This is a genomic window from Arthrobacter sp. B055-34, from assembly GCF_059090425.1.
In genome coordinates this window covers 394,294-411,492 of the sequence record NZ_JBNHFQ010000003.1, presented here as the reverse complement: position 1 = coordinate 411,492, position 17,199 = coordinate 394,294, and the positions used below count along the sequence as shown (strand labels likewise).

Below are 17,199 nucleotides of genomic sequence, written 5' to 3'. Positions count from 1 at the left end.
TGTACAAAACTGGGCAGGAGCCATAGCCTAGCTGTAAGTCTGCCCATCGCTGTCGAAGGGAATCTAGGCCATGACTTCTGTAAATACTTTCGGTGCACAAGGCACGTTGAACGCCGCCGGAACCGACTATGAAATCTTCCGGCTCAGTGCCGTGGACGGCGCCGACCGGCTGCCGTTCAGCCTCAAAGTCCTGCTGGAGAACCTGCTCCGGACCGAGGATGGCGCCAACATCACCGCGGACCATGTCCGGGCTTTGGCCCAGTGGGATCCGGAAGCGGAACCCAGCACGGAAATCCAGTTCACCCCGGCGCGTGTGATCATGCAGGATTTCACCGGCGTTCCCTGTGTGGTGGACCTGGCGACAATGCGCGAGGCGCTGGAAGTACTCGGCGGCGACCCCAAGAAAGTCAATCCGCTGGCACCGGCGGAACTGGTCATCGACCACTCGGTCCAGATCGACGTGTTCGGCAACTCCAGTGCCTTGGAGCGCAACATTGAGATTGAGTACGAGCGTAACGGCGAGCGCTACCAGTTCCTGCGCTGGGGCCAGACGGCTTTCGATGATTTCAAGGTAGTGCCGCCGGGCATGGGCATTGTCCACCAGGTCAACCTGGAGTATCTGGCCCGCACGGTAATGACGCGCGAGGTGGAGACCGGAAACGGCACTGTGTTGCGCGCCTACCCGGATACCTGTGTGGGCACGGACTCGCACACCACCATGATCAACGGGCTCGGCGTGCTCGGCTGGGGTGTCGGCGGCATCGAGGCCGAGGCTGCCATGCTGGGCCAGCCCGTGTCCATGTTGATTCCGCGGGTTGTCGGCTTCAAGCTGACCGGTGAGATTCCTGCCGGTGCCACCGCCACGGACGTTGTCCTCACCATCACCGAGATGCTCCGCGACCACGGCGTCGTCGGGAAGTTCGTGGAGTTCTACGGCGAAGGCGTTGCCGCAGTCCCGCTGGCCAACCGCGCCACCATCGGCAACATGAGTCCGGAATTCGGGTCGACGGCGGCGATGTTCCCGATCGACGACGTGACGCTGGAGTACCTGCGCCTGACCGGGCGTTCCGACGACGACGTTGCCCTGGTGGAGGCCTACACCAAGGAACAGGGGCTGTGGCACGACCCCGCCAAGGAAGTGAAGTATTCGGAGTACCTGGAACTGGACCTGTCCACCGTGGTGCCGTCCATCGCCGGCCCCAAGCGCCCGCAGGACCGGGTGTCGCTGACCAACGCCAAGGCCCAGTTCCACCGGGACCTGGAAAACTACGTCCACCAGAGTGTTGAAGCCCAGGGCGCTACTGTGGACGAGGCTGTGGAGGAATCTTTCCCGGCATCGGACCCGCCCACCTACACGGAGGCCGGCAGCAAGGTCAAGAACGCCCCGCACCTGACCGTGACCCGGACGGACCCGGATTCGGGCAGCGCGCACAATCCGGTGGAGGTATCGATGCCGGACGGCCGTCGGTTCGAACTGGACCACGGCGCCGTGAGCATCGCGTCCATCACCTCCTGCACCAACACCTCGAATCCGTCCGTCATGCTTGCCGCCGCAGTGCTGGCACGGAATGCTGTGCAGAAGGGGCTGGCCTCCAAGCCTTGGGTCAAAACTTCGGTGGCGCCGGGCTCCAAAGTGGTCACCGACTACTACGAGAAATCCGGGCTGACGCCGTACCTGGAGAAGCTGGGCTTCTATCTGGTGGGCTACGGCTGCACCACCTGCATCGGCAACTCAGGCCCGCTCGAAGAGGAGATCTCGCAGGCCATCGCCGACAATGACCTGGCCGTTTCCGCTGTCCTCTCCGGAAACCGCAACTTTGAAGGCCGGATCAACCCGGACGTAAAGATGAACTACCTGGCCTCGCCGCCGCTGGTGGTCGCCTACGCGCTGGCCGGCACCATGGACTTCGACTTCGAGGACGATCCGCTGGGCCAGGACGAGGACGGCAAGGATGTTTTCCTCAAGGACATCTGGCCCGACCCGCTGGAGGTCCAGCGCATTATCGATTCCTCGATCGACGAAGACATGTTCACGTCCAGTTACAGCACGATTTTCGACGGCGACGAGCGCTGGCGTTCGCTGCCCACGCCGGAGGGCGCGACCTTCGCCTGGGACGAGCAGTCCACCTATGTGCGCAAGCCACCGTACTTCGAGGGCATGCAGGCCGAGCCCCAGCCGGTGGAAGATGTGGCCGGGGCCCGGGTCCTGCTCAAACTCGGCGATTCGGTAACCACGGACCACATCTCTCCCGCGGGGTCCTTCAAGTCGGATACTCCGGCGGGCAAGTACCTGCTCGAGCACGGCGTGCAGCGCAAGGACTTCAACTCGTACGGCTCCCGCCGCGGCAACCACGAGGTGATGATCCGCGGTACCTTCGCCAACATCCGCATCAAGAACCAGTTGCTGGACGGCGTCGAAGGCGGGTTCACCCGGGACTTCAGCCAGGACGGCGCGCCACAGGCCTCCGTTTACGAAGCCTCGATGAACTACCAGGCTGCCGGCACGCCGCTGGTAGTCCTGGCCGGCAAGGAGTACGGGTCCGGTTCCTCACGCGACTGGGCCGCCAAGGGCACTGCGCTGCTGGGGGTGAAGGCCGTCATCGCCGAAAGCTTCGAGCGGATCCACCGTTCCAACCTGATCGGCATGGGCGTACTCCCGCTGCAGTTCCCCAAGGGGGAGACCGCGGAGTCGCTGGGCCTGACAGGCACCGAGACGTTTGCCATCGAGGGTGTCACGGAGCTCAACAACGGCTCGACGCCGAGGACCGTCCGGGTGACAGCCACGGCCGAGGACGGGACAACCAGAGAGTTCGACGCCGACCTGCGCATCGATACTCCGGGTGAGGCCGACTACTACCGGCACGGCGGCATCCTGCAGTACGTCCTGCGCCAACTGGCGGGGTAAGTCTGCCGTGGACGGAGACAACAAGGACCATGGGACTGAGGATTTCTCCGTGCATGAGTATCTTCAGGACCTCGTGCTGGACAGCGAAGATGTTGGGGAGTTCCTCAACGAATTCGCGCGTTTCGCCGCCAAGAGCTTGTCCGGATCGGAATCAGAGATCCTCTGTGGTGTGACGCTCCTGCGGCGGAAATCGGCCGCAACCGTTGCCAGCAGCAGCGAACACGCCAAGAACATGGATGAAATCCAGTACCAGTTCGGGGACGGACCCTGCCTTCGCGCCGCTAGGCTCAAGGAAACAATCTATGTAGCCGACATTGAATCGGACGACCGTTGGCATGACTATGCGGACGCAGTGCTACAGCACGGGATCCGCTCGGTGCTGGCGGTCCCGATACCCTTGGACGGGGACGCAAATGCCGGGCTCAATCTGTATTCGCACGTAGTCGATAATTTCGACGAAGAGGCGATACAGGCAGCGGAGACGTTCGCGGGACAGGCTTCCAAGGGCTTGTCCTTGTCTGTGCGCCTTACCCAGCAGGCCGAAACAGCGGCCCATCTCAAAGCGGCAATGGAGTCCCGTACGACGATAGACGTCGCCGTCGGCATCATCATGGGGCAGAACCGCTGCAGCCAGGACAGGGCCTTCGAGATCCTGCGGTCCGCCTCGAGCAGCCGGAACATCAAACTCCGCGACATAGCCGCCGGCATAGTCGCGTCAACCGGGCAAAGCGATCCCGCCACACACTTCGACCCGTAGGTTCTGGTCCGGTGAAGGACTTGGGCCTGCATCTTTCTCTGGCCTGCCCAGCGGTGCCCTGGAAATCCGTGCCCTGAATGTTATGGTCGTTTCTCCACAAAAATACTAAGTTGCCTTAGCATTAGGGGAGAGCGTAGCTCGGCGTGAATCAAACATTGCGGTCAAGCCAGACCGCAACAGGACAGATTGGAACGACGCAATGACCGCATCATCAGGCCGCGTTGAAGCCCGCGGCAACGAAAAAACCAACGTGCAGAAGGCCGCCATGGCCGTCGGAGCCGTATTCCTGTTGGTCGGCATTCTGGGGTTTATCCCCGGCATCACGACCAACTACGACCAGATGTCCTTCGCCGGCCATGAATCGGAGTCCATGCTTCTAGGCGTTTTCCAGGTCTCCATTCTCCATAACATCGTCCACCTGCTCTTCGGCATCGGCGGCATTGCCATGGCGAAGAGTATTTCGGGCGCCCGCAACTACCTGATCTGGGGCGGGGCCATATACCTGGTCCTGTGGCTGTACGGCTTGATCATCGGACACGAAACCGCCGCCAATTTCGTCCCGGTCAATACCGCGGACAACTGGCTGCACTTCGTCCTGGGGGTTGCCATGATTGCCCTCGGCGTCCTGCTCACCCGCAACCGCTCAACCGTCCGGCACACCTAGTCCCATCGAAGAACAAGCGGAGCCGCTCCGAAGTGATGGCAGTGCTGACGGTGCTGCCATCACTTCTTGCTGGCCGGCGAAAGGTGCATCATGAAGAGATCCCGGCTGGCGGTGGCCCATGGCCTGTTCAACATGGCGGCAGGTCTCTGGCCGTTGCTGCACTACCGCAGTTTCGAGACGGTGTCAGGGCCTAAAGTTGACGCCTGGCTGGTCAAATGCGTGGGCGGCCTGGCGGTCGGCGCGGGCTATGCCCAGCTGCGCGGCCGGACGTCACCGGAAGGACTGGCCGCAGCCCGGCGAATCGGGGTGGGAACGGCGGGGACTTTCGCCGCGGTCGATCTGGTCTACGGCGGCACCGGGCGGATCAGCGGTGTGTATCTGCTCGATGCGGTTGTGGAAGCAATGTGGCTGCGGGCCTGGGCGAAGGATCTGATGGTCGAACGCTACGACTGTCCCGCCAGGCCGATCGACCAACGACGGCGGATCGGCCCGGCTTCCATTCTGGATGTCCCGTCTTAGACAGGCGGCTTCAGCTAGCCAGGGAACTGCACGTAGGGCGCGTCCCCGTCGCCGTCGTTGTCGGTATCGCCGAAGGCCTTCTTTTCCAGCTCTTCCGCCTTCTCCGGATCTCCGCCGTGCGCGCGGTCCTCGTCCTGCTCAAGCCGGCGGGCTCCGCCTTCTGTGTCGTCCTGGTTGCCAATAATCCCGTCCGATGCGTTGTTGGGGGCCTCGGTATTCGGGTTTTCTTCAGACATGTTCTGCCTTCTTTCCTTCGGCTGAGTGGTCTGCGGTTGGGCCTGCACTCCCAGCCTAGGCAGGCCCAACAAGCCTGCCAAGGGCTCTTCCGGGACCGGCCGGAATGAGTTTTGTTACGCGGCTTCGACGCATGGCGATGTCCGTTGCTCCGCGGGGTGAATTTTCGTACTCTTATTCCGACCAAAAGCTTGGTCATCGGCCTCTAATGGGAGAGAAGCCAATGAAGTACCACACGCAACGATGCGTACGTCTCGACTTTGCAGAAGTCGGAGACGACCATGACGCTTTCTGACTACGAGCGTCAACAGCTGTTCCTGCTTGAGCAGCAGCTCAGGGCGGATGATCCGGCCCTGGTGCAAACCTTGTCCCTCGCTCCGGCTCCGGCCGTTCCCCACCGCACCCTTGTATCCGGCTGGCTGCTGGTGCTTTGCGGAGCGACTGCGGTGCTGTGGGGAGCTTACGCCAGCTTCGTCGGAGCGGCCGTTGTCGGCCTGCTGTTCGTCGCGGCCGGTTTGTACTGGGCAGAGAATCCCGGCAGCAGGAAACTCAGAAGAATGTAATCTCTTTCGGGTTCGCTCAGGAATCCGTCAGGCCTTTGCGGAGTCCGCGTCCGGCTCGTCCGGCCTTTGGCCTTGTTCGGTGTCAACGCCCTCGGCTGGTGCCTGCGGGTGCTGGCCGGAATCGGTGGGCCGCTGCGGGCGTTCGCCTTCGGCTGGCATCTCGCTGTGCTCGCGGGGTTCGTTGCCGGACTCGGTCTCCGTCATGGTTTCCTCCGGTTGCGGTGCCCGCGGTGCGGGGTCCGGTGGTTGGTTACTGGTCCTTCGAAAGCCGGCTGCTTGATTTCTGCAGCCGGTCGATGTGCTCCGAGGCTTCGGCCTTGGTCAGATTGGCGGGCAGTTCCTCTCCGGCCTCGCGGGCGAGCGTGTCCAGGTAGCTGCGTTGGGCGTCGGTCATCGGTTCATCGCCGGTGACCCATTCCTCCGGGTTCCTGTTGATGTCCCCGCCGGATTCCGGCGTCGGGCTGCCGAGGGTTTCTTCTGCCACGGGAGGCTCCAATCTCGCTGTTGCGCGTGCGCGAAGTATTCGTACAGCAGGACGACAATGCGCATGCCCTGGAAAGAGAAGCGCTCCCGGAGTTCAACGCTGAACAGCTTGGCCAGCATGCGCGGCTGGCCGAAGAATGTCTTGCCGCTCGGATTCCTCTGGTTCGTTTCCGTCCATGCCATACTTCCCCATGCTCCCACCGGGCGCGGAGCCTGTCACCGGGACAGCGGGAATCGGCCTACCTGTTTGGGCCCTGATCCGCTGTTAATCGTCGGCGTCGGGGCCCTCCGCGGCGTCCTGTGAATGCGGATGGGCGACGTACGGGATCTGCTCCAGCTCCCCTTCGACAGCATCTTCGCTGTGCCGGCGGTCGTTCTCCTGCGGAAATACTGGTGTTGTCATGGCTGCTGTCCTCCAGCGGGCGCGCCCGTCTCACGTGGGCGGGCTGATGCTTCCACCGTACTCCCGCGCCGGAACCAGTTCCACCCCTGCCGGTCCGCCGCGCGCCCTGCGGTACCGGACGGTCAGGAACAGCCGGTGGATTGTGATGACGGCGGCAAGCCAGGCAATGCCCAGCGTCCAGGCGACCAGGACATCAGTAAACCAATGGTGGCCCAGGAAGACCCGGCTCAGCCCCATGGCGAGGGCGAAAAGTGCGGCGCCCGCAATGGTCAACATACGGGCACGCTTTGAACTCTGCCTCAGAACCAACAGGTAGGCGACGATGCCGGCGATGACGATCGAGTTGAGCGAGTGGCCGCTGGGAAAGGACGGCGAATGCTCGAAGGGCGCCACCGCTGAGGAAAGCGGCGGCCGGATGCGCCCGATCAGCTGTTTCCCGGCAATGGTCATCAACAGGGAACCGCCGGCCGCCGCGACCATGAGAACCAGGGGCGTCCAGGATCTTCGCTGAAGCGTCAGCGCGAGAAGCGCCAGGGCTGCCAGAACCGTCATGCCGATGCCGCCGCCGAGATTCGTGAAGGCCGTCATCGCCGCGTTGGCTTCTGGCGACCGCAGGGTCACAGCCGTGTCCAATAGTGGTTGGTCCAGCACGGCGACGCCGTCGGATTCGGCCACGGCTTCATACACTTCGGCCGAAAGTGCAGTCAGCGCGGTGGCAATGATGGCACCGGCCGCATGCGTGATGATGAGCGCGGTATATGGACCGAGCAGGCGGCTGGCCCATTCCATCGCGCGGGCGAGAAACCGTCCTACCGGCGTCTTCCACCGCGTGAGATCCTTGCTGCCGACAAAACGATCCTCTGCCAGCTCCGGCGGCTTGTGCCGCTCGGGTGTCATGCTGCCGGCCCTATGCTGGAACTGCGGACGACGGCGGCAGGAACCTTGCGTGCGCCGGTGCGGTACCACTGGTGCCACAGCAGGATAATGAGCGCCAGTTCAACCGCGCCGCCGGCGTAATACATGAGTTGGCCTCCGGTTTCTGCCTGGCTGGTAGGGACTCCGGCTGGCGGCATGGCGTACAGGCTCTTGGCCAATACGTTGTGTGCAGCGATGGTCGCGACCAGCACCGCGCACCGGTAGCCATGCTTCGGACGATGCGGAGCCGGGTCCCGTCCCACCAAGGCTGCGGTAAAAAGGTAGCCGGCGGCCAGCACGTGGCCCATGACCAGCCAGTGGATGAGGATGGAGCCCTGCATGCCCTGGTAAAGGTCCGTCCGGTACATCATCCACATGCCGCCCACATTCAGCACCGCGGCAACGGATGGATCGGCCAGAACACGTGCGGGCTTGCTTTTGAGCAGCGCGGACAGCCGCCGGGCCGGAACAACCTCCAGCGTGCGCAACGCCAAGGTGATCGGCCGGGACAATACAAGGAACAACGGCGCTACCATACCGGCCAGCAGATGGGCGCCGACGTTCGCGGTGAAATCCTGATGGCTGAGCGCCGCGAAGGGGCCGACAAAGGTTGAAGCGGCGGTGACCACGCCGAGAATGAAGCAGGCCGAGCGGCGCTTCGGCCACCCTCCGGCTATCCGTGGGGAAGCGGCCGAGAAGAGATACGCGGCTACTGCGACCAGCGCCGGCAGGAAGAGCGCCGCTTCGAGCAGGAAGCCGCCGTGCTCATGCATCGTTCTCCAGACTGTCCCGGGTGGCCCGGCCGCGGAACAGCAGAACCGCGCCGGCAACCATCACCAGGACTGCGGTAATATTCCAGCCAATGTCGTAGGGCAGCAGGTCCACGTCGTAGCGGATCTGATGCAGGCCCAGCAATTTGTGCTGGACCAGGCCGTCGTACAGTTGGAATGCTCCAGCCCCGATGAGCCCTGCACCCGCCCACAGCCGGCGGCGCAGCTCGTGTCGCCGTCGTAAATCGGCGAATAGGAACAATCCGGCGATGGTGGCGAACCAGCTGAAGGCATGGAACAGGCCGTCCGAAACGAGTCCGGCCGCTGTGGTGCCGCGGTCGTAGAAATGATGCCAATGCAGGAGCTGGTGGAAAACCACCTCGTCCAGAAAGGCGATGACGCCCAACCCGAAGAGCAGCCCGGAAATGACGTTCCTCCGCCGGGCTGCAGGAGTCCGCATGCTCAGTCCTGCTGGTTCCGTTTCAGCGGATCTTGCTCCTCGGTTGATTCGGCGAGTGCGTCCTCTGGTTTGCGATCGGCTGCCGGGTCCCCACTGCCGACGTAGCCTGCGGGAACCGCACCCCCGGCCTGGGTCTGCTGCTCATCGCGGATGTTGTCGGGGCGGTCTTTATCGTTCACAACAGTTCCTCGAGGGTGAAGCCGCATTCGCAGCGGTACGTCGTCACCGGATGCGGCTCGGCCATGGCGGGGCGCACTGCGGCACCTGAAGGTTCCGCCCCGACCAGCAGAGGCTCGGTGACGGAGAGGCGATCGGCATCGACCACCTGCATTGGCCTGCGGCAGTGCACCCTGTTTCGCATCGTGTGAAGCAGCGATACGTCCGCGGGAAGGAACTGTGCGGGTGAAGGTGCGCTAAAGGTCGACGGTACTGCGTTCGGTCTGTCAATCATGCTTTCGTTCGTGCCTTCCAAATTTGGGTACAACTAAAGCCAAGCATGCTTATTATGGCGAGGGCAAGCTCAAATCGGCACCTGTGATGTTATGCCGACGCTCGACTACGCTGAAGGCTTATTTCCACCAAGTCCGGGATGGCCGTTGTTGTCCCCTCCATTGAGTCGCTTCCTGGCTTCATGGCGGGCGCGCTGGATCTTGTCAGTGTGCTTGCCCTTGGTCGCTTTGTCCGCGGCATCGGCGGCCCGCTCAACCAGTTTGGCTCCGGCCTGCTTTGTCTTGGGGTTCTGCAGCGCCTGCCTGACCTTCGGGTTGCGTGCTAGCTCTTGGGCGATCTTGCCGAACTTGCTAAATCCTGCCATGGGATATGCCTGCTTTCGTTGCCTCTTCGCCACGCACCCCTTCCATCAGGATGCGCAGTCCTCCAGCCCCACATCCTAGACAAAGAGTCTGGGGAGTTTCTGTGTAAAGCGAAATACCAGGTCGCACGATTTTGGATCCCGGCTCTGGAAAAGCACCGTCTCAGGAGTCGTCTGCTTCCGGACGCAGCTCCGACCCGGAGCCGGCTTCGGGATCATTCTCGATGTCCGTATCGGACTCTGGAGGCAATGCACCGCCCTCACCTTTCCACCTGTGCAGTTGCTTCTCCGGCACCTCGCCCGTGTCCCTTGTCCCGCGCTCGTCCGGTCCGCTATCCATCATGCTGTCCATGGCCATACCCTAGATGGTCAGCGGCCGGGATGCACGAAGCCGGATTCGTAGGCCACGATCACGGCCTGGGTCCGGTCACGCACGTTGAGCTTGGCCAAGATCGAGCTGATATGCGTCTTGACCGTCTCCACGCCCAGGTGCAGGAGGCTGGCGATCTCCTGATTGTTGTGCCCCTGGGCCAACTGCCGCAGGACCTCGGTTTCGCGGCTGCTCAGGCCGGCGTCGGCAATGAGATCCCGTCCCCGGCTGCCATGTAGGGCTACAAGCTCGCGCAGTTTCGCCGGATACATGATGGATTCCCCGCGTGCCACCGCGCGGACCGCCTGAACCAGTTCTTCCGGTTTGGCACGCTTCAGCAGGAAGCCGTCAGCCCCCGCTTTGAGCGCCTCGAAGACGTAGTCATCGCTTTCGAAGGTGGTGAGGATCAGGATCCGCGGGACGTTGTGGTCCTGCGCGCCGGCCAGCAGGGCCCTGGTTGCCTGGATCCCGTCCATCCTGGGCATTCTGACATCCATCATGACGAGGTCGGGTTCCAGCCGGTGCACTTCGGTCCAGGCCTCGGCGCCGTCGCCTGCCTCGCCGACGACGGCGAGGTCGTCCTCGAGGGACAGGATGGCTGACAGGCCGGAGCGGATCAATGGCTCGTCATCGACGAGGAGAATGCGGATCGGTGCGTTCACCTGCGCCCCCGAACCGGCTGCGCCCCATCAGGCTGCCCATTGTTCGGTTGCCCGGAGTCCAGCGGGAAGCTGGCAACCAGGGCCCAGCTGCCTTTGGTCAGCGATGTTTGCGCGCTGCCGCCGGCCAGCCGGGCGCGTTCTGCGATGCCGGCCAGGCCGCGTCCACCGCCGCGAAGCTGCGGGACGCCGGAGACGGGATTGCTCAGGTCCAGGTGCAGCATCCGCGGGTCCGCGCTGATCGTGAGGGTGCATTGCTGCGGGCTGGCATATTTGAGCACGTTGGTCAGTCCTTCCTGCAGGATTTTGAACACGGCGGTGGAGATCGCGGGAGGAAGGCTGTCCAACCGGCGGGGGTCGAAGTTCCGCTCTATCTCCAGCCCTTGCCTGGCGAGCACGTCCAAATAACCGGGCAACTCTGTCAGCGAACCGGCCCCGCCGTCCAGCGCACGGTCCCCGGCGCCCAGCGCGTGGGCGCCGGGGACCGGTTCGCGCAGGATGCCGATGACGTGGTCCAGTTCAGCCAATGCGGCCCGGCCAGTGTCCGCCACGGCCTGCATCGCCCGTACCGCGGCATCCGGATCCCGGGCCAGCAGCGATTGCGCCGCGGTGGCCTGCAGGGTGGTGACCGTCAGAGCATGGCCCACGGAATCGTGCAGTTCACGGGCCAGTTCATTCCGTCGGGCATCGGCGCGCGCACGCTGTTCTTCCAGGGCCAGCCGCTCCGCGGGAGACGGGCCCAGCATGACGCCGGCCCAATGCCGCAGTGCCATCCCCGTCAGGATGGTGAAGATCATGACCCCGGCGCCCAGCGCCAGGGACCAAAGCACCGCCGTCGTACTGTCGGCGAAGGGGGAGAGGACCGCGGCAAGCTGGTCGGCAACCCGGGTCTGGCCGGTCAGCGGCATAACGGACAGCGTCACTATGACAGGAATGGCAAACACCGCCGTGACCAAGGTGAGTCCGCCGGCCATCAAATGCACCAGGTACCAGGCTGCTCCGCGCCACCGCCGATTGTGCGCGGTGCTACCGATGGGCTCGGGCAGCTCGACGTCCAGCAATTCGCGCACCGCGGTGCGTTCCAAGGCGCGCGTGACGGACAACAGGGCAGGAACGGCGAGCAGCAGAAACAGGAGGATAAAGGCGACGACGGCGGACAACGGGCCGGCTTCGGGCGAGCCAGCCAGCTGCGTGCCCCAGATGAAGACCGCGATGTAGGGAACGGCGAGCAGGGCGCCGATCATCATGAACACCAAGTGCCTGAAGACCTGCCCTGCCCGTTTGGCCGGTGTCCGGCCGGAGTCCGCCATGGGCCCATTCTTGCCTAATATCGTTCCGTGGTCAGCTACCCAGTCCGCACCGGCGGCAGGTTCCGCGGCGTTTGAGGTAGTAGGCGAGTGCCGCCGCACCCAGCAGCGGGCCCCAGAAGATCCACAGCGCCGCCGGGCCGATGGTTCCCCAATTGGTCCAGTCGAAGGGGATGCCGCCGGTGGTGCCGCTGAATGCAAGCCGGATAAGTTCCGCCCCGGCCGGTACAACAACGACGGCGACGAACGACGCTGGAAGCACGGCCAGCAGGATCGGAACCCGGCGTCCGCCCAGCAGCGGAACCCAGCCTGGGACGACCGAACCCCAGCTCTGGATCAGGCCCAACGTCAGGAGTGCGCCGGTCAAAGCCATGGACGCCAGGCCGAGGCCGGCGTAGACCATGCCGTTTTCCTGCATCCGGCGCAGAAAGTCGGAGCTGATCCCCAGCGGAATTCCTGCCGCCCAAGCGAACCTGATGATGGCATAAACGGCCGGGATGGCTGCTGCGGCAATGGTCACGGGAATGCCCCATTTGCCTGCTGATGCAGCGGAAAGCCAGCCCTCGCCGTCGTGCTTGCGGCCGCACCTAATGCAGTCACCGGAATGTTTCCGGACGGCCGTTGCAGCGGTTAGCAGCCACAGCCCGACGCCGGCAACGGCCGCCAGTTGGTGCAGGAGAACGTGCCAGCCCTGCTCGGGCATCGCGGCCAGGACGCCGGGATCCATGACGGCGTTGATGGCCAGGTACGGCAGATAACCGAGCAGAGTGAGGATCCGGCTGTCCACAATGACCAGCAGGACCAGCGCGGTGTAGATGCAGGCAAAGGCCGTGGCTGAAATAGCCAAGATCCTGCCTGGTCTGCGCGCGGCGTGGACCGTGAATGCGACGAGACCGCCGGCAACTGCCAGAGCCGGGAGTGCGTAGTTGAGGAAGTCGCCCAGCGGCCCGTTCAACGGCGCCACGGCTGCGGGAATCCGCGGATCCTGCAGCGGCAGCCGGTCGCCGTTGAGCAACAAGAGGCCTGCGATTCCCGCGTAGAGGAAAGCCGCGGCCGCCGTCGCCAGCGGCATCCGGGTCATGAAGCCGCCGTCGGTGTCGGTTTTGAGGGGGTGTGAAGGTGCTGAATGAGCAATCATGACTTCAGTCTTCCCGCGGTGGGCCGGCGGAAGATCCCCCGGCGGAGCGGACTTGCTCCCCCAAACGGGTGAACTGCCAGGACGAAGCGCAGCGGGGACGGCCCTTGAACTAAGCCGATGCGTCCACCATGCTGGCAGTACCGACCCCGACAATATCTCCTTGCAGAACGAGGAACAGCCTTCCTCGGAAAGGTGCGCCCAATGCCCCGAGTGGCTGTACTGGCAACCGGCGGGACCATCGCGTCGAGCAAGGGTGCCGACGGCGCATCGGTAGCAAGCCGCGGTGTGCAGGACCTCGTGTCGGGAATCGGGTCCGGGGACGTGGCGGTGGAAGCGCGCGATGTGCTCCAGCTCGGGTCCTACTTGCTGGCACACCGCCATCTGCGCCTCATCGCCGAAGCCGTCGCCGAGGAGCTGGCCCGGCCCGAGGTTGACGGGGTCGTCGTCACCCACGGCACGGACACCATGGAAGAAACCGCTTACCTGCTGGACCTGGTACATGACAGTCCCAAGCCCGTGGTGTTCACCGGCGCCCAGCGTCCGGCGGACGCCGTTGATACTGACGGCCCCGCAAATCTTCGCGAAGCCATTGCCGTTGCGGCTGCTTCCCAGTCCCGAGGCCACGGCGTGCTGATTTCCTTCGCCGGACAGATTTACGCCGCACGGGGTACACGCAAGGCCCGTACCGTCGCCCCGGCTCCGTTTCAAACTGCCGACGGCGGTCCAATCGGCCGCACCGACGGGACACACGTCCGCTTCACGATGCAACCGCTCCGGCCGCCGGCGTTAGCGCTACCGACAACGGCCTTTGACGGCACACGCGTGGACGTGGTCAGCGTTTACCCCGGAGCCGACGCCACGCTGGCCGCCGCTGCAGTGGAGGCCGGTGCTGCCGCCGTCGTTATTGCGGGCACCGGGGTGGGCAATGGCAACCACGCGCTGTGTGCCTGGGCGGAAGAAGCGGTGCGCGCTAACGTCGTTGTTGGGCTTTCCACCCGTGTGGCGGAAGGGCCGGTGGTTCCCTATTACGGCAACGGCGGCGGCGCCGACCTGGTGCGGGCCGGCTCCGTTCCGCTGGGCTCGCTGCCGCTGTTCCAGGCGCGCATCCTGCTGGCGCTGCTGATCGCCGGCGGCCGTAAGCCCGACGCGCAACTGCTGGAGCCGTACCTCTGAGGAAGGAAGGACATGGCAAAGGAAATCTTCGTCGCTCTCGGCATTGATGTTGATGCGGTCGGCGGCAGGCGAAGCAGCGTTCGGAGTAGCGGGCGGAGGCGGCCGGAGGCGAACTCACACGGTTCCGCCGACCGTTGCCGGGTCAGCAGGCTGGCCGAAGGCATAGACCAGCCACGCACCGAGGTGGTCCTGCCAGACCAGAGTGACTACCGCAACCGCGTCTGCCGGACGTTCGCTGGATAGTGCGCTTGGTGTCGCCCCTGCCGGGAAGATCCCGACGTACGCCACTGCCGGATTTCCTGCAGCGGGCTCGGCCACCGGGGCAGTGTCCCAGCCCGGGACATGCTGCAGTTCCCCGGCAGCGACGCCGAAATCTCCCCAGTACTCTCGGGAGCCGGGTACCACTAGGCTTTCCAGGGTGTGCCGGAAATGGGCGAGATCCATCAGGGCCTCGCAAAACAGCCGCGCGACTTCTGCTGCGTCCTGCAGATTTCCCGAAGGTTCGGCCGGTCCGGCTCGGGCCTCCGAAGCGCGGGTGCGGTGGATCCAACGGCTCTGCGGCGGCTGCTCTTTGTTCATGGTTTCAGCCTAGGACCCGGCCCCGACCGGATAGCGTTCATTTTGCACCGCCTTGCCAACCTCGCCAAAAAGAGGCGCTGTGCGGTGGCGGGCGCGAGCAGCTACATCGCCGGCTCGCGGATGCGTCCGTTATGCAACCGGATGGCGGCGCGACTGGTTTACAACGGGATAACGGCCGTGCCGTGCCGGCGCATGGGGGCGGCGCGGCAGCAGGTGCAAGTACTCGGGATGCTCGTACATCGTCTTTTTGACCAGCGCGTCCATCGGACGCACCATCAGCTGCCGGCGGTGGACACTGTCCAGGGCGCTGATGATCAGGGCGGTGTCCAGCTGCTGGTTTCTGAAGCCCCGATCGATGGTGGTTTTGAGGAACCAGATTTCTGCGCCCTTGATGCGGTAGGTCAGGGTCCCGGCTACGGATCCGTCCGAGAAAATGATGAACTGGGAGTGCGTGGGGTCATCGCGAACGGCAGGCATCAGAGTCTCCTCTTGCTTCCGATGGTGCGCAAGGCGCGCGCCATTTACTGCATGAGACGCAAAGACCCCGTTGAAGGTTCAGTTACAGAGGAAATTATTTACGACGGCGGCTGCCTCCCTTCGGGCCCGAAGATGAACTCCTCGGCATGGGCCACGGCTTTCTTGAAGGAATCATTGCGGAGGGCCAGCTGCGCGACGTCGTCCTGGGTTTCTGTTTCGATGTACTGCGTGAAACCAGGCCGCAGGACCCAGATGCCGCCGGCGGGCGGCAGATAGAAAACGGCGAAGGACCGGTGCTTGCGGTCATCCTCCCAAATAGGGACGACGGCGACGGCGGCGCCGGTGTCCACGTTGATCCACTGGGCACGGGGACGGGGCTGGTCCTCGTCGAAAACACTGGGACTCAGGAACGGGGCTGTGCCTTCGCCCCAGCGTTCCTCAAAGCGCTCATGGAAGATGGGAAACAGGGTTGAATCGTAGCGCCGCCAGTTCGACACTTTGCAGTCCTTTCTCGTGATTATCGGGTCACGCTAGCCCAGGAACCATCGCCGGACCAGCAGATCAAACACGTCCCGCGGAGGGCGGAGCGGTGAGACCGGAGGAAACAGCCACACCGTATCTTCGGGCGATGCCGTCCAGCCCAGGACCACCGGATCTTGATCCTGCACAGTTACTGCCGCGTGGCGTCCGCGGGTGGCCGGCGGCGTGTCCGGAAGGGTGGACGCGCGGTGCCGCCCGCGGTTGTCGTAGGCAGCCCGGCGCCGGGGGTCGCCCAGCACGCCGTAGGCATCCAGGATGCGGGCCATCCTGCGGGCTGCCGCTCTGGCTGCTTCCGGATCTGCAGAGAGCTGGAGGTCGGGGTGATACCGGCGCAGCAGCAGACGATAGGCTCGGCGGATCTGTTCCTGGTCTGCGTCGCGGTCCACCTCCAGGACCGCGTAAAGATCCTGCTCTTCCATCTCGGTTCTCCTCTGCCGGACTGCCGTCCGCGGAACAAGGATGCTCGCAAGGTGATCAAGGCAGGAAGGGTTGCCCTGCAGTCAGACAGGGCAACCACAGATCCTGCTTCGGTTGTCAGCCTCCTTGCGTACCTCCGTATTCCTTGGGATTACTAGGGATTAGGCGTTGATCTGCTGCTGTGTGTCACTGCTCTGGATCTCGATCTTGCGCGGCTTGGCCTGCTCACGGATGGGGATCCGCAGAGCTAGCACACCGGCGTCGTAATTGGCTGTTACTTTGTCCGTGTCCAGGGTGTCGCCAAGGACGAGCTGCCGGCTGAAGGTGCCGACCGGGCGCTCAGCGGCCACTACCTCCTTGTCGTCATCCAGCCGGGACTTGCGCTCGGCGGCAACGGTGAGAACGTTGCGTTCGACATCCAGATCAATGGTTGCGGGATCGACGCCGGGCAGGTCGAGTTCCACGACGAACTCGTCGCCCTCGCGCCACGCGTCCATCGGCATGGCAGCGGGGCGGGTCTGCGATCCGAAGACCTGCTGGGTCAGCCGGTCGAGCTCCCGGAACGGATCAGTTCGCATCAACATGGTTGCCTCCTTCAGTTCTTCTGTCTTATCTTCGGCAGATTATCTATGTCTGCCGACACAGATATTATGACGCTGCGCTACAATATTTTGCAAGAAGTTCGGAGGAAGAAATTGGGCAAGGACGACGAGCAGCGGCTGCGGGCGGAGCAAGGCGTCTACGGCATCTCCGTCGCCGCGGACCTGGTTGGTGTGGGCCAGCAGACTCTCCGGCTCTACGAGCGCAAAGGGCTGGTGGAACCGGATCGCACCGAGGGCGGCACGCGCCGCTACAGCGAGAACGACGTGGAGCGGATGCGCCGGATCGGGGAGCTGGTGGACGACGGGCTGAACTTGGCCGGTGTCGACAAAGTCCTGCAGCTCGAGGAGATCAACGCCGCGCTGCAGCGGGAACTGGACGTGGCGAAGGAGCGGGACCGGCGCCAGAAGCGGTCCGCGAATCTGCGCTGAGCGTCTGCGGCGCCCGGCCGGCTG

The 17,199-nt window shown here is 64.1% G+C and carries 26 protein-coding genes; 7 read left to right on the top strand and 19 right to left on the bottom strand.

The window, feature by feature from the left end:
• Positions 1–70: 70 nt before the first annotated feature.
• The 4 genes from AC5RWO_RS07890 (at position 71) to AC5RWO_RS07875 (ending at position 4,845) form a co-directional block, all read left to right on the top strand.
• The gene (locus tag AC5RWO_RS07890; RefSeq protein WP_498730720.1) at positions 71–2,905 is read left to right on the top strand and encodes an aconitate hydratase; all 2,835 of its coding nucleotides are present in this window, start codon (positions 71–73) and stop codon (positions 2,903–2,905) included.
• 49 nt (positions 2,906–2,954) lie between these two features.
• Complete coding sequence (locus tag AC5RWO_RS07885) at positions 2,955–3,662, top strand: ANTAR domain-containing protein (RefSeq protein WP_498730719.1); 708 nt, start codon at positions 2,955–2,957, stop codon at positions 3,660–3,662.
• A gap of 199 nt (positions 3,663–3,861) precedes the next feature.
• Complete coding sequence (locus AC5RWO_RS07880; RefSeq protein WP_498730717.1) at positions 3,862–4,326, top strand: DUF4383 domain-containing protein; 465 nt, start codon at positions 3,862–3,864, stop codon at positions 4,324–4,326.
• A gap of 90 nt (positions 4,327–4,416) precedes the next feature.
• Positions 4,417–4,845 carry a hypothetical protein gene (locus AC5RWO_RS07875; RefSeq protein ID WP_498730716.1) on the top strand — a complete coding sequence of 143 codons (429 nt, stop codon included), beginning with the start codon at positions 4,417–4,419 and terminating at the stop codon, positions 4,843–4,845.
• Between the two features lie 14 nt (positions 4,846–4,859).
• On the opposite strand, the gene AC5RWO_RS07870 is transcribed toward AC5RWO_RS07875, so the two are convergent.
• Positions 4,860–5,081 (bottom strand): hypothetical protein, encoded by a 222-nt coding sequence (locus AC5RWO_RS07870; RefSeq protein WP_498730715.1) that lies wholly within the window; start codon positions 5,079–5,081, stop codon positions 4,860–4,862.
• A gap of 279 nt (positions 5,082–5,360) precedes the next feature.
• On the opposite strand from AC5RWO_RS07870, the gene AC5RWO_RS07865 reads away from it, so the two are divergent.
• A complete protein-coding gene (locus AC5RWO_RS07865) occupies positions 5,361–5,642 on the top strand; it encodes a DUF3040 domain-containing protein (protein WP_498730713.1) in 282 nt (93 codons plus the stop codon).
• A gap of 27 nt (positions 5,643–5,669) precedes the next feature.
• On the opposite strand, the gene AC5RWO_RS07860 is transcribed toward AC5RWO_RS07865, so the two are convergent.
• The 13 genes from AC5RWO_RS07860 to AC5RWO_RS07800 form a co-directional block, all read right to left on the bottom strand.
• Positions 5,670–5,846, bottom strand: a complete 177-nt coding sequence (locus tag AC5RWO_RS07860) for a hypothetical protein (protein WP_498730711.1) — start codon at positions 5,844–5,846, stop codon at positions 5,670–5,672.
• Between the two features lie 46 nt (positions 5,847–5,892).
• Complete coding sequence (locus AC5RWO_RS07855) at positions 5,893–6,126, bottom strand: DUF3072 domain-containing protein (RefSeq protein WP_498730710.1); 234 nt, start codon at positions 6,124–6,126, stop codon at positions 5,893–5,895.
• Positions 6,127–6,390: 264 nt separating this feature from the next.
• Positions 6,391–6,528 (bottom strand): hypothetical protein, encoded by a 138-nt coding sequence (locus tag AC5RWO_RS07850; RefSeq protein WP_498730708.1) that lies wholly within the window; start codon positions 6,526–6,528, stop codon positions 6,391–6,393.
• Between the two features lie 30 nt (positions 6,529–6,558).
• Positions 6,559–7,425, bottom strand: coding sequence for a phosphatase PAP2 family protein (locus tag AC5RWO_RS07845; protein WP_498730707.1), 867 nt, complete (start codon positions 7,423–7,425; stop codon positions 6,559–6,561).
• On the bottom strand, positions 7,422–8,216 hold the full coding sequence (locus tag AC5RWO_RS07840) for a cytochrome c oxidase assembly protein (protein WP_498730705.1): 795 nt from the start codon (positions 8,214–8,216) through the stop codon (positions 7,422–7,424). Before AC5RWO_RS07840 ends, AC5RWO_RS07845 begins: the two co-directional genes overlap by 4 nt.
• On the bottom strand, positions 8,209–8,673 hold the full coding sequence (locus AC5RWO_RS07835; protein ID WP_498730704.1) for a DUF2243 domain-containing protein: 465 nt from the start codon (positions 8,671–8,673) through the stop codon (positions 8,209–8,211). The genes AC5RWO_RS07840 and AC5RWO_RS07835 overlap by 8 nt, the downstream gene beginning before the upstream one ends.
• Before the next feature lie 2 nt (positions 8,674–8,675).
• On the bottom strand, positions 8,676–8,852 hold the full coding sequence (locus tag AC5RWO_RS07830) for a hypothetical protein (protein ID WP_498730702.1): 177 nt from the start codon (positions 8,850–8,852) through the stop codon (positions 8,676–8,678).
• The gene (locus AC5RWO_RS07825) at positions 8,849–8,998 is read right to left on the bottom strand and encodes a hypothetical protein (RefSeq protein ID WP_498730701.1); all 150 of its coding nucleotides are present in this window, start codon (positions 8,996–8,998) and stop codon (positions 8,849–8,851) included. Before AC5RWO_RS07825 ends, AC5RWO_RS07830 begins: the two co-directional genes overlap by 4 nt.
• A gap of 231 nt (positions 8,999–9,229) precedes the next feature.
• Positions 9,230–9,487, bottom strand: coding sequence for an Rv0909 family putative TA system antitoxin (locus tag AC5RWO_RS07820; protein ID WP_498730700.1), 258 nt, complete (start codon positions 9,485–9,487; stop codon positions 9,230–9,232).
• Positions 9,488–9,647: 160 nt separating this feature from the next.
• Positions 9,648–9,836 carry a hypothetical protein gene (locus AC5RWO_RS07815; protein ID WP_498730698.1) on the bottom strand — a complete coding sequence of 63 codons (189 nt, stop codon included), beginning with the start codon at positions 9,834–9,836 and terminating at the stop codon, positions 9,648–9,650.
• A gap of 17 nt (positions 9,837–9,853) precedes the next feature.
• Positions 9,854–10,516, bottom strand: a complete 663-nt coding sequence (locus AC5RWO_RS07810) for a response regulator (protein WP_498730697.1) — start codon at positions 10,514–10,516, stop codon at positions 9,854–9,856.
• Positions 10,513–11,823, bottom strand: a complete 1,311-nt coding sequence (locus AC5RWO_RS07805) for a sensor histidine kinase (protein WP_498730696.1) — start codon at positions 11,821–11,823, stop codon at positions 10,513–10,515. Before AC5RWO_RS07805 ends, AC5RWO_RS07810 begins: the two co-directional genes overlap by 4 nt.
• Positions 11,824–11,854: 31 nt before the next feature.
• Entirely contained in the window at positions 11,855–12,958 is a 1,104-nt protein-coding gene (locus tag AC5RWO_RS07800; protein WP_498730695.1) for a hypothetical protein, read from the bottom strand.
• A gap of 201 nt (positions 12,959–13,159) precedes the next feature.
• Here AC5RWO_RS07800 and AC5RWO_RS07795 point away from each other — a divergent pair, with 201 nt between their 5' ends.
• Positions 13,160–14,131: an asparaginase gene (locus AC5RWO_RS07795; protein ID WP_498730693.1), complete on the top strand. Its 972-nt coding sequence runs from the start codon at positions 13,160–13,162 to the stop codon at positions 14,129–14,131.
• Between the two features lie 114 nt (positions 14,132–14,245).
• On the opposite strand, the gene AC5RWO_RS07790 is transcribed toward AC5RWO_RS07795, so the two are convergent.
• The 5 genes from AC5RWO_RS07790 to AC5RWO_RS07770 form a co-directional block, all read right to left on the bottom strand.
• Complete coding sequence (locus tag AC5RWO_RS07790; protein ID WP_498730692.1) at positions 14,246–14,710, bottom strand: hypothetical protein; 465 nt, start codon at positions 14,708–14,710, stop codon at positions 14,246–14,248.
• A 129-nt stretch (positions 14,711–14,839) separates the two neighbouring features.
• Positions 14,840–15,187, bottom strand: a complete 348-nt coding sequence (locus AC5RWO_RS07785) for a GNAT family N-acetyltransferase (RefSeq protein WP_498730690.1) — start codon at positions 15,185–15,187, stop codon at positions 14,840–14,842.
• Positions 15,188–15,285: 98 nt separating this feature from the next.
• A complete protein-coding gene (locus tag AC5RWO_RS07780) occupies positions 15,286–15,684 on the bottom strand; it encodes a hypothetical protein (RefSeq protein ID WP_498730689.1) in 399 nt (132 codons plus the stop codon).
• A 33-nt stretch (positions 15,685–15,717) separates the two neighbouring features.
• Positions 15,718–16,146, bottom strand: coding sequence for a DnaJ domain-containing protein (locus AC5RWO_RS07775; protein WP_498730687.1), 429 nt, complete (start codon positions 16,144–16,146; stop codon positions 15,718–15,720).
• Positions 16,147–16,305: 159 nt separating this feature from the next.
• A complete protein-coding gene (locus tag AC5RWO_RS07770; RefSeq protein WP_074699612.1) occupies positions 16,306–16,728 on the bottom strand; it encodes an Hsp20/alpha crystallin family protein in 423 nt (140 codons plus the stop codon).
• 111 nt (positions 16,729–16,839) lie between these two features.
• Here AC5RWO_RS07770 and AC5RWO_RS07765 point away from each other — a divergent pair, with 111 nt between their 5' ends.
• Positions 16,840–17,175 carry a MerR family transcriptional regulator gene (locus tag AC5RWO_RS07765; RefSeq protein ID WP_498730685.1) on the top strand — a complete coding sequence of 112 codons (336 nt, stop codon included), beginning with the start codon at positions 16,840–16,842 and terminating at the stop codon, positions 17,173–17,175.
• The last annotated feature ends 24 nt before the right edge of the window (positions 17,176–17,199 follow it).

Bases quoted from the DNA above. Each gene is read 5' to 3' on its own strand.
- AC5RWO_RS07790 (WP_498730692.1), bottom strand. From the start codon at position 14,710: ATGAACAAAGAGCAGCCGCCGCAGAGCCGTTGGATCCACCGCACCCGC.
- AC5RWO_RS07815 (WP_498730698.1), bottom strand. From the start codon at position 9,836: ATGGACAGCATGATGGATAGCGGACCGGACGAGCGCGGGACAAGGGAC.
- AC5RWO_RS07800 (WP_498730695.1), bottom strand. From the start codon at position 12,958: ATGATTGCTCATTCAGCACCTTCACACCCCCTCAAAACCGACACCGAC.
- AC5RWO_RS07775 (WP_498730687.1), bottom strand. From the start codon at position 16,146: ATGGAAGAGCAGGATCTTTACGCGGTCCTGGAGGTGGACCGCGACGCA.
- AC5RWO_RS07795 (WP_498730693.1), top strand. From the start codon at position 13,160: ATGCCCCGAGTGGCTGTACTGGCAACCGGCGGGACCATCGCGTCGAGC.
- AC5RWO_RS07820 (WP_498730700.1), bottom strand. From the start codon at position 9,487: ATGGCAGGATTTAGCAAGTTCGGCAAGATCGCCCAAGAGCTAGCACGC.
- AC5RWO_RS07875 (WP_498730716.1), top strand. From the start codon at position 4,417: ATGAAGAGATCCCGGCTGGCGGTGGCCCATGGCCTGTTCAACATGGCG.
- AC5RWO_RS07870 (WP_498730715.1), bottom strand. From the start codon at position 5,081: ATGTCTGAAGAAAACCCGAATACCGAGGCCCCCAACAACGCATCGGAC.
- AC5RWO_RS07770 (WP_074699612.1), bottom strand. From the start codon at position 16,728: ATGTTGATGCGAACTGATCCGTTCCGGGAGCTCGACCGGCTGACCCAG.
- AC5RWO_RS07860 (WP_498730711.1), bottom strand. From the start codon at position 5,846: ATGACGGAGACCGAGTCCGGCAACGAACCCCGCGAGCACAGCGAGATG.
- AC5RWO_RS07785 (WP_498730690.1), bottom strand. From the start codon at position 15,187: ATGCCTGCCGTTCGCGATGACCCCACGCACTCCCAGTTCATCATTTTC.
- AC5RWO_RS07850 (WP_498730708.1), bottom strand. From the start codon at position 6,528: ATGACAACACCAGTATTTCCGCAGGAGAACGACCGCCGGCACAGCGAA.
- AC5RWO_RS07805 (WP_498730696.1), bottom strand. From the start codon at position 11,823: ATGGCGGACTCCGGCCGGACACCGGCCAAACGGGCAGGGCAGGTCTTC.
- AC5RWO_RS07845 (WP_498730707.1), bottom strand. From the start codon at position 7,425: ATGACACCCGAGCGGCACAAGCCGCCGGAGCTGGCAGAGGATCGTTTT.
- AC5RWO_RS07890 (WP_498730720.1), top strand. From the start codon at position 71: ATGACTTCTGTAAATACTTTCGGTGCACAAGGCACGTTGAACGCCGCC.
- AC5RWO_RS07880 (WP_498730717.1), top strand. From the start codon at position 3,862: ATGACCGCATCATCAGGCCGCGTTGAAGCCCGCGGCAACGAAAAAACC.
- AC5RWO_RS07865 (WP_498730713.1), top strand. From the start codon at position 5,361: ATGACGCTTTCTGACTACGAGCGTCAACAGCTGTTCCTGCTTGAGCAG.
- AC5RWO_RS07835 (WP_498730704.1), bottom strand. From the start codon at position 8,673: ATGCGGACTCCTGCAGCCCGGCGGAGGAACGTCATTTCCGGGCTGCTC.
- AC5RWO_RS07840 (WP_498730705.1), bottom strand. From the start codon at position 8,216: ATGCATGAGCACGGCGGCTTCCTGCTCGAAGCGGCGCTCTTCCTGCCG.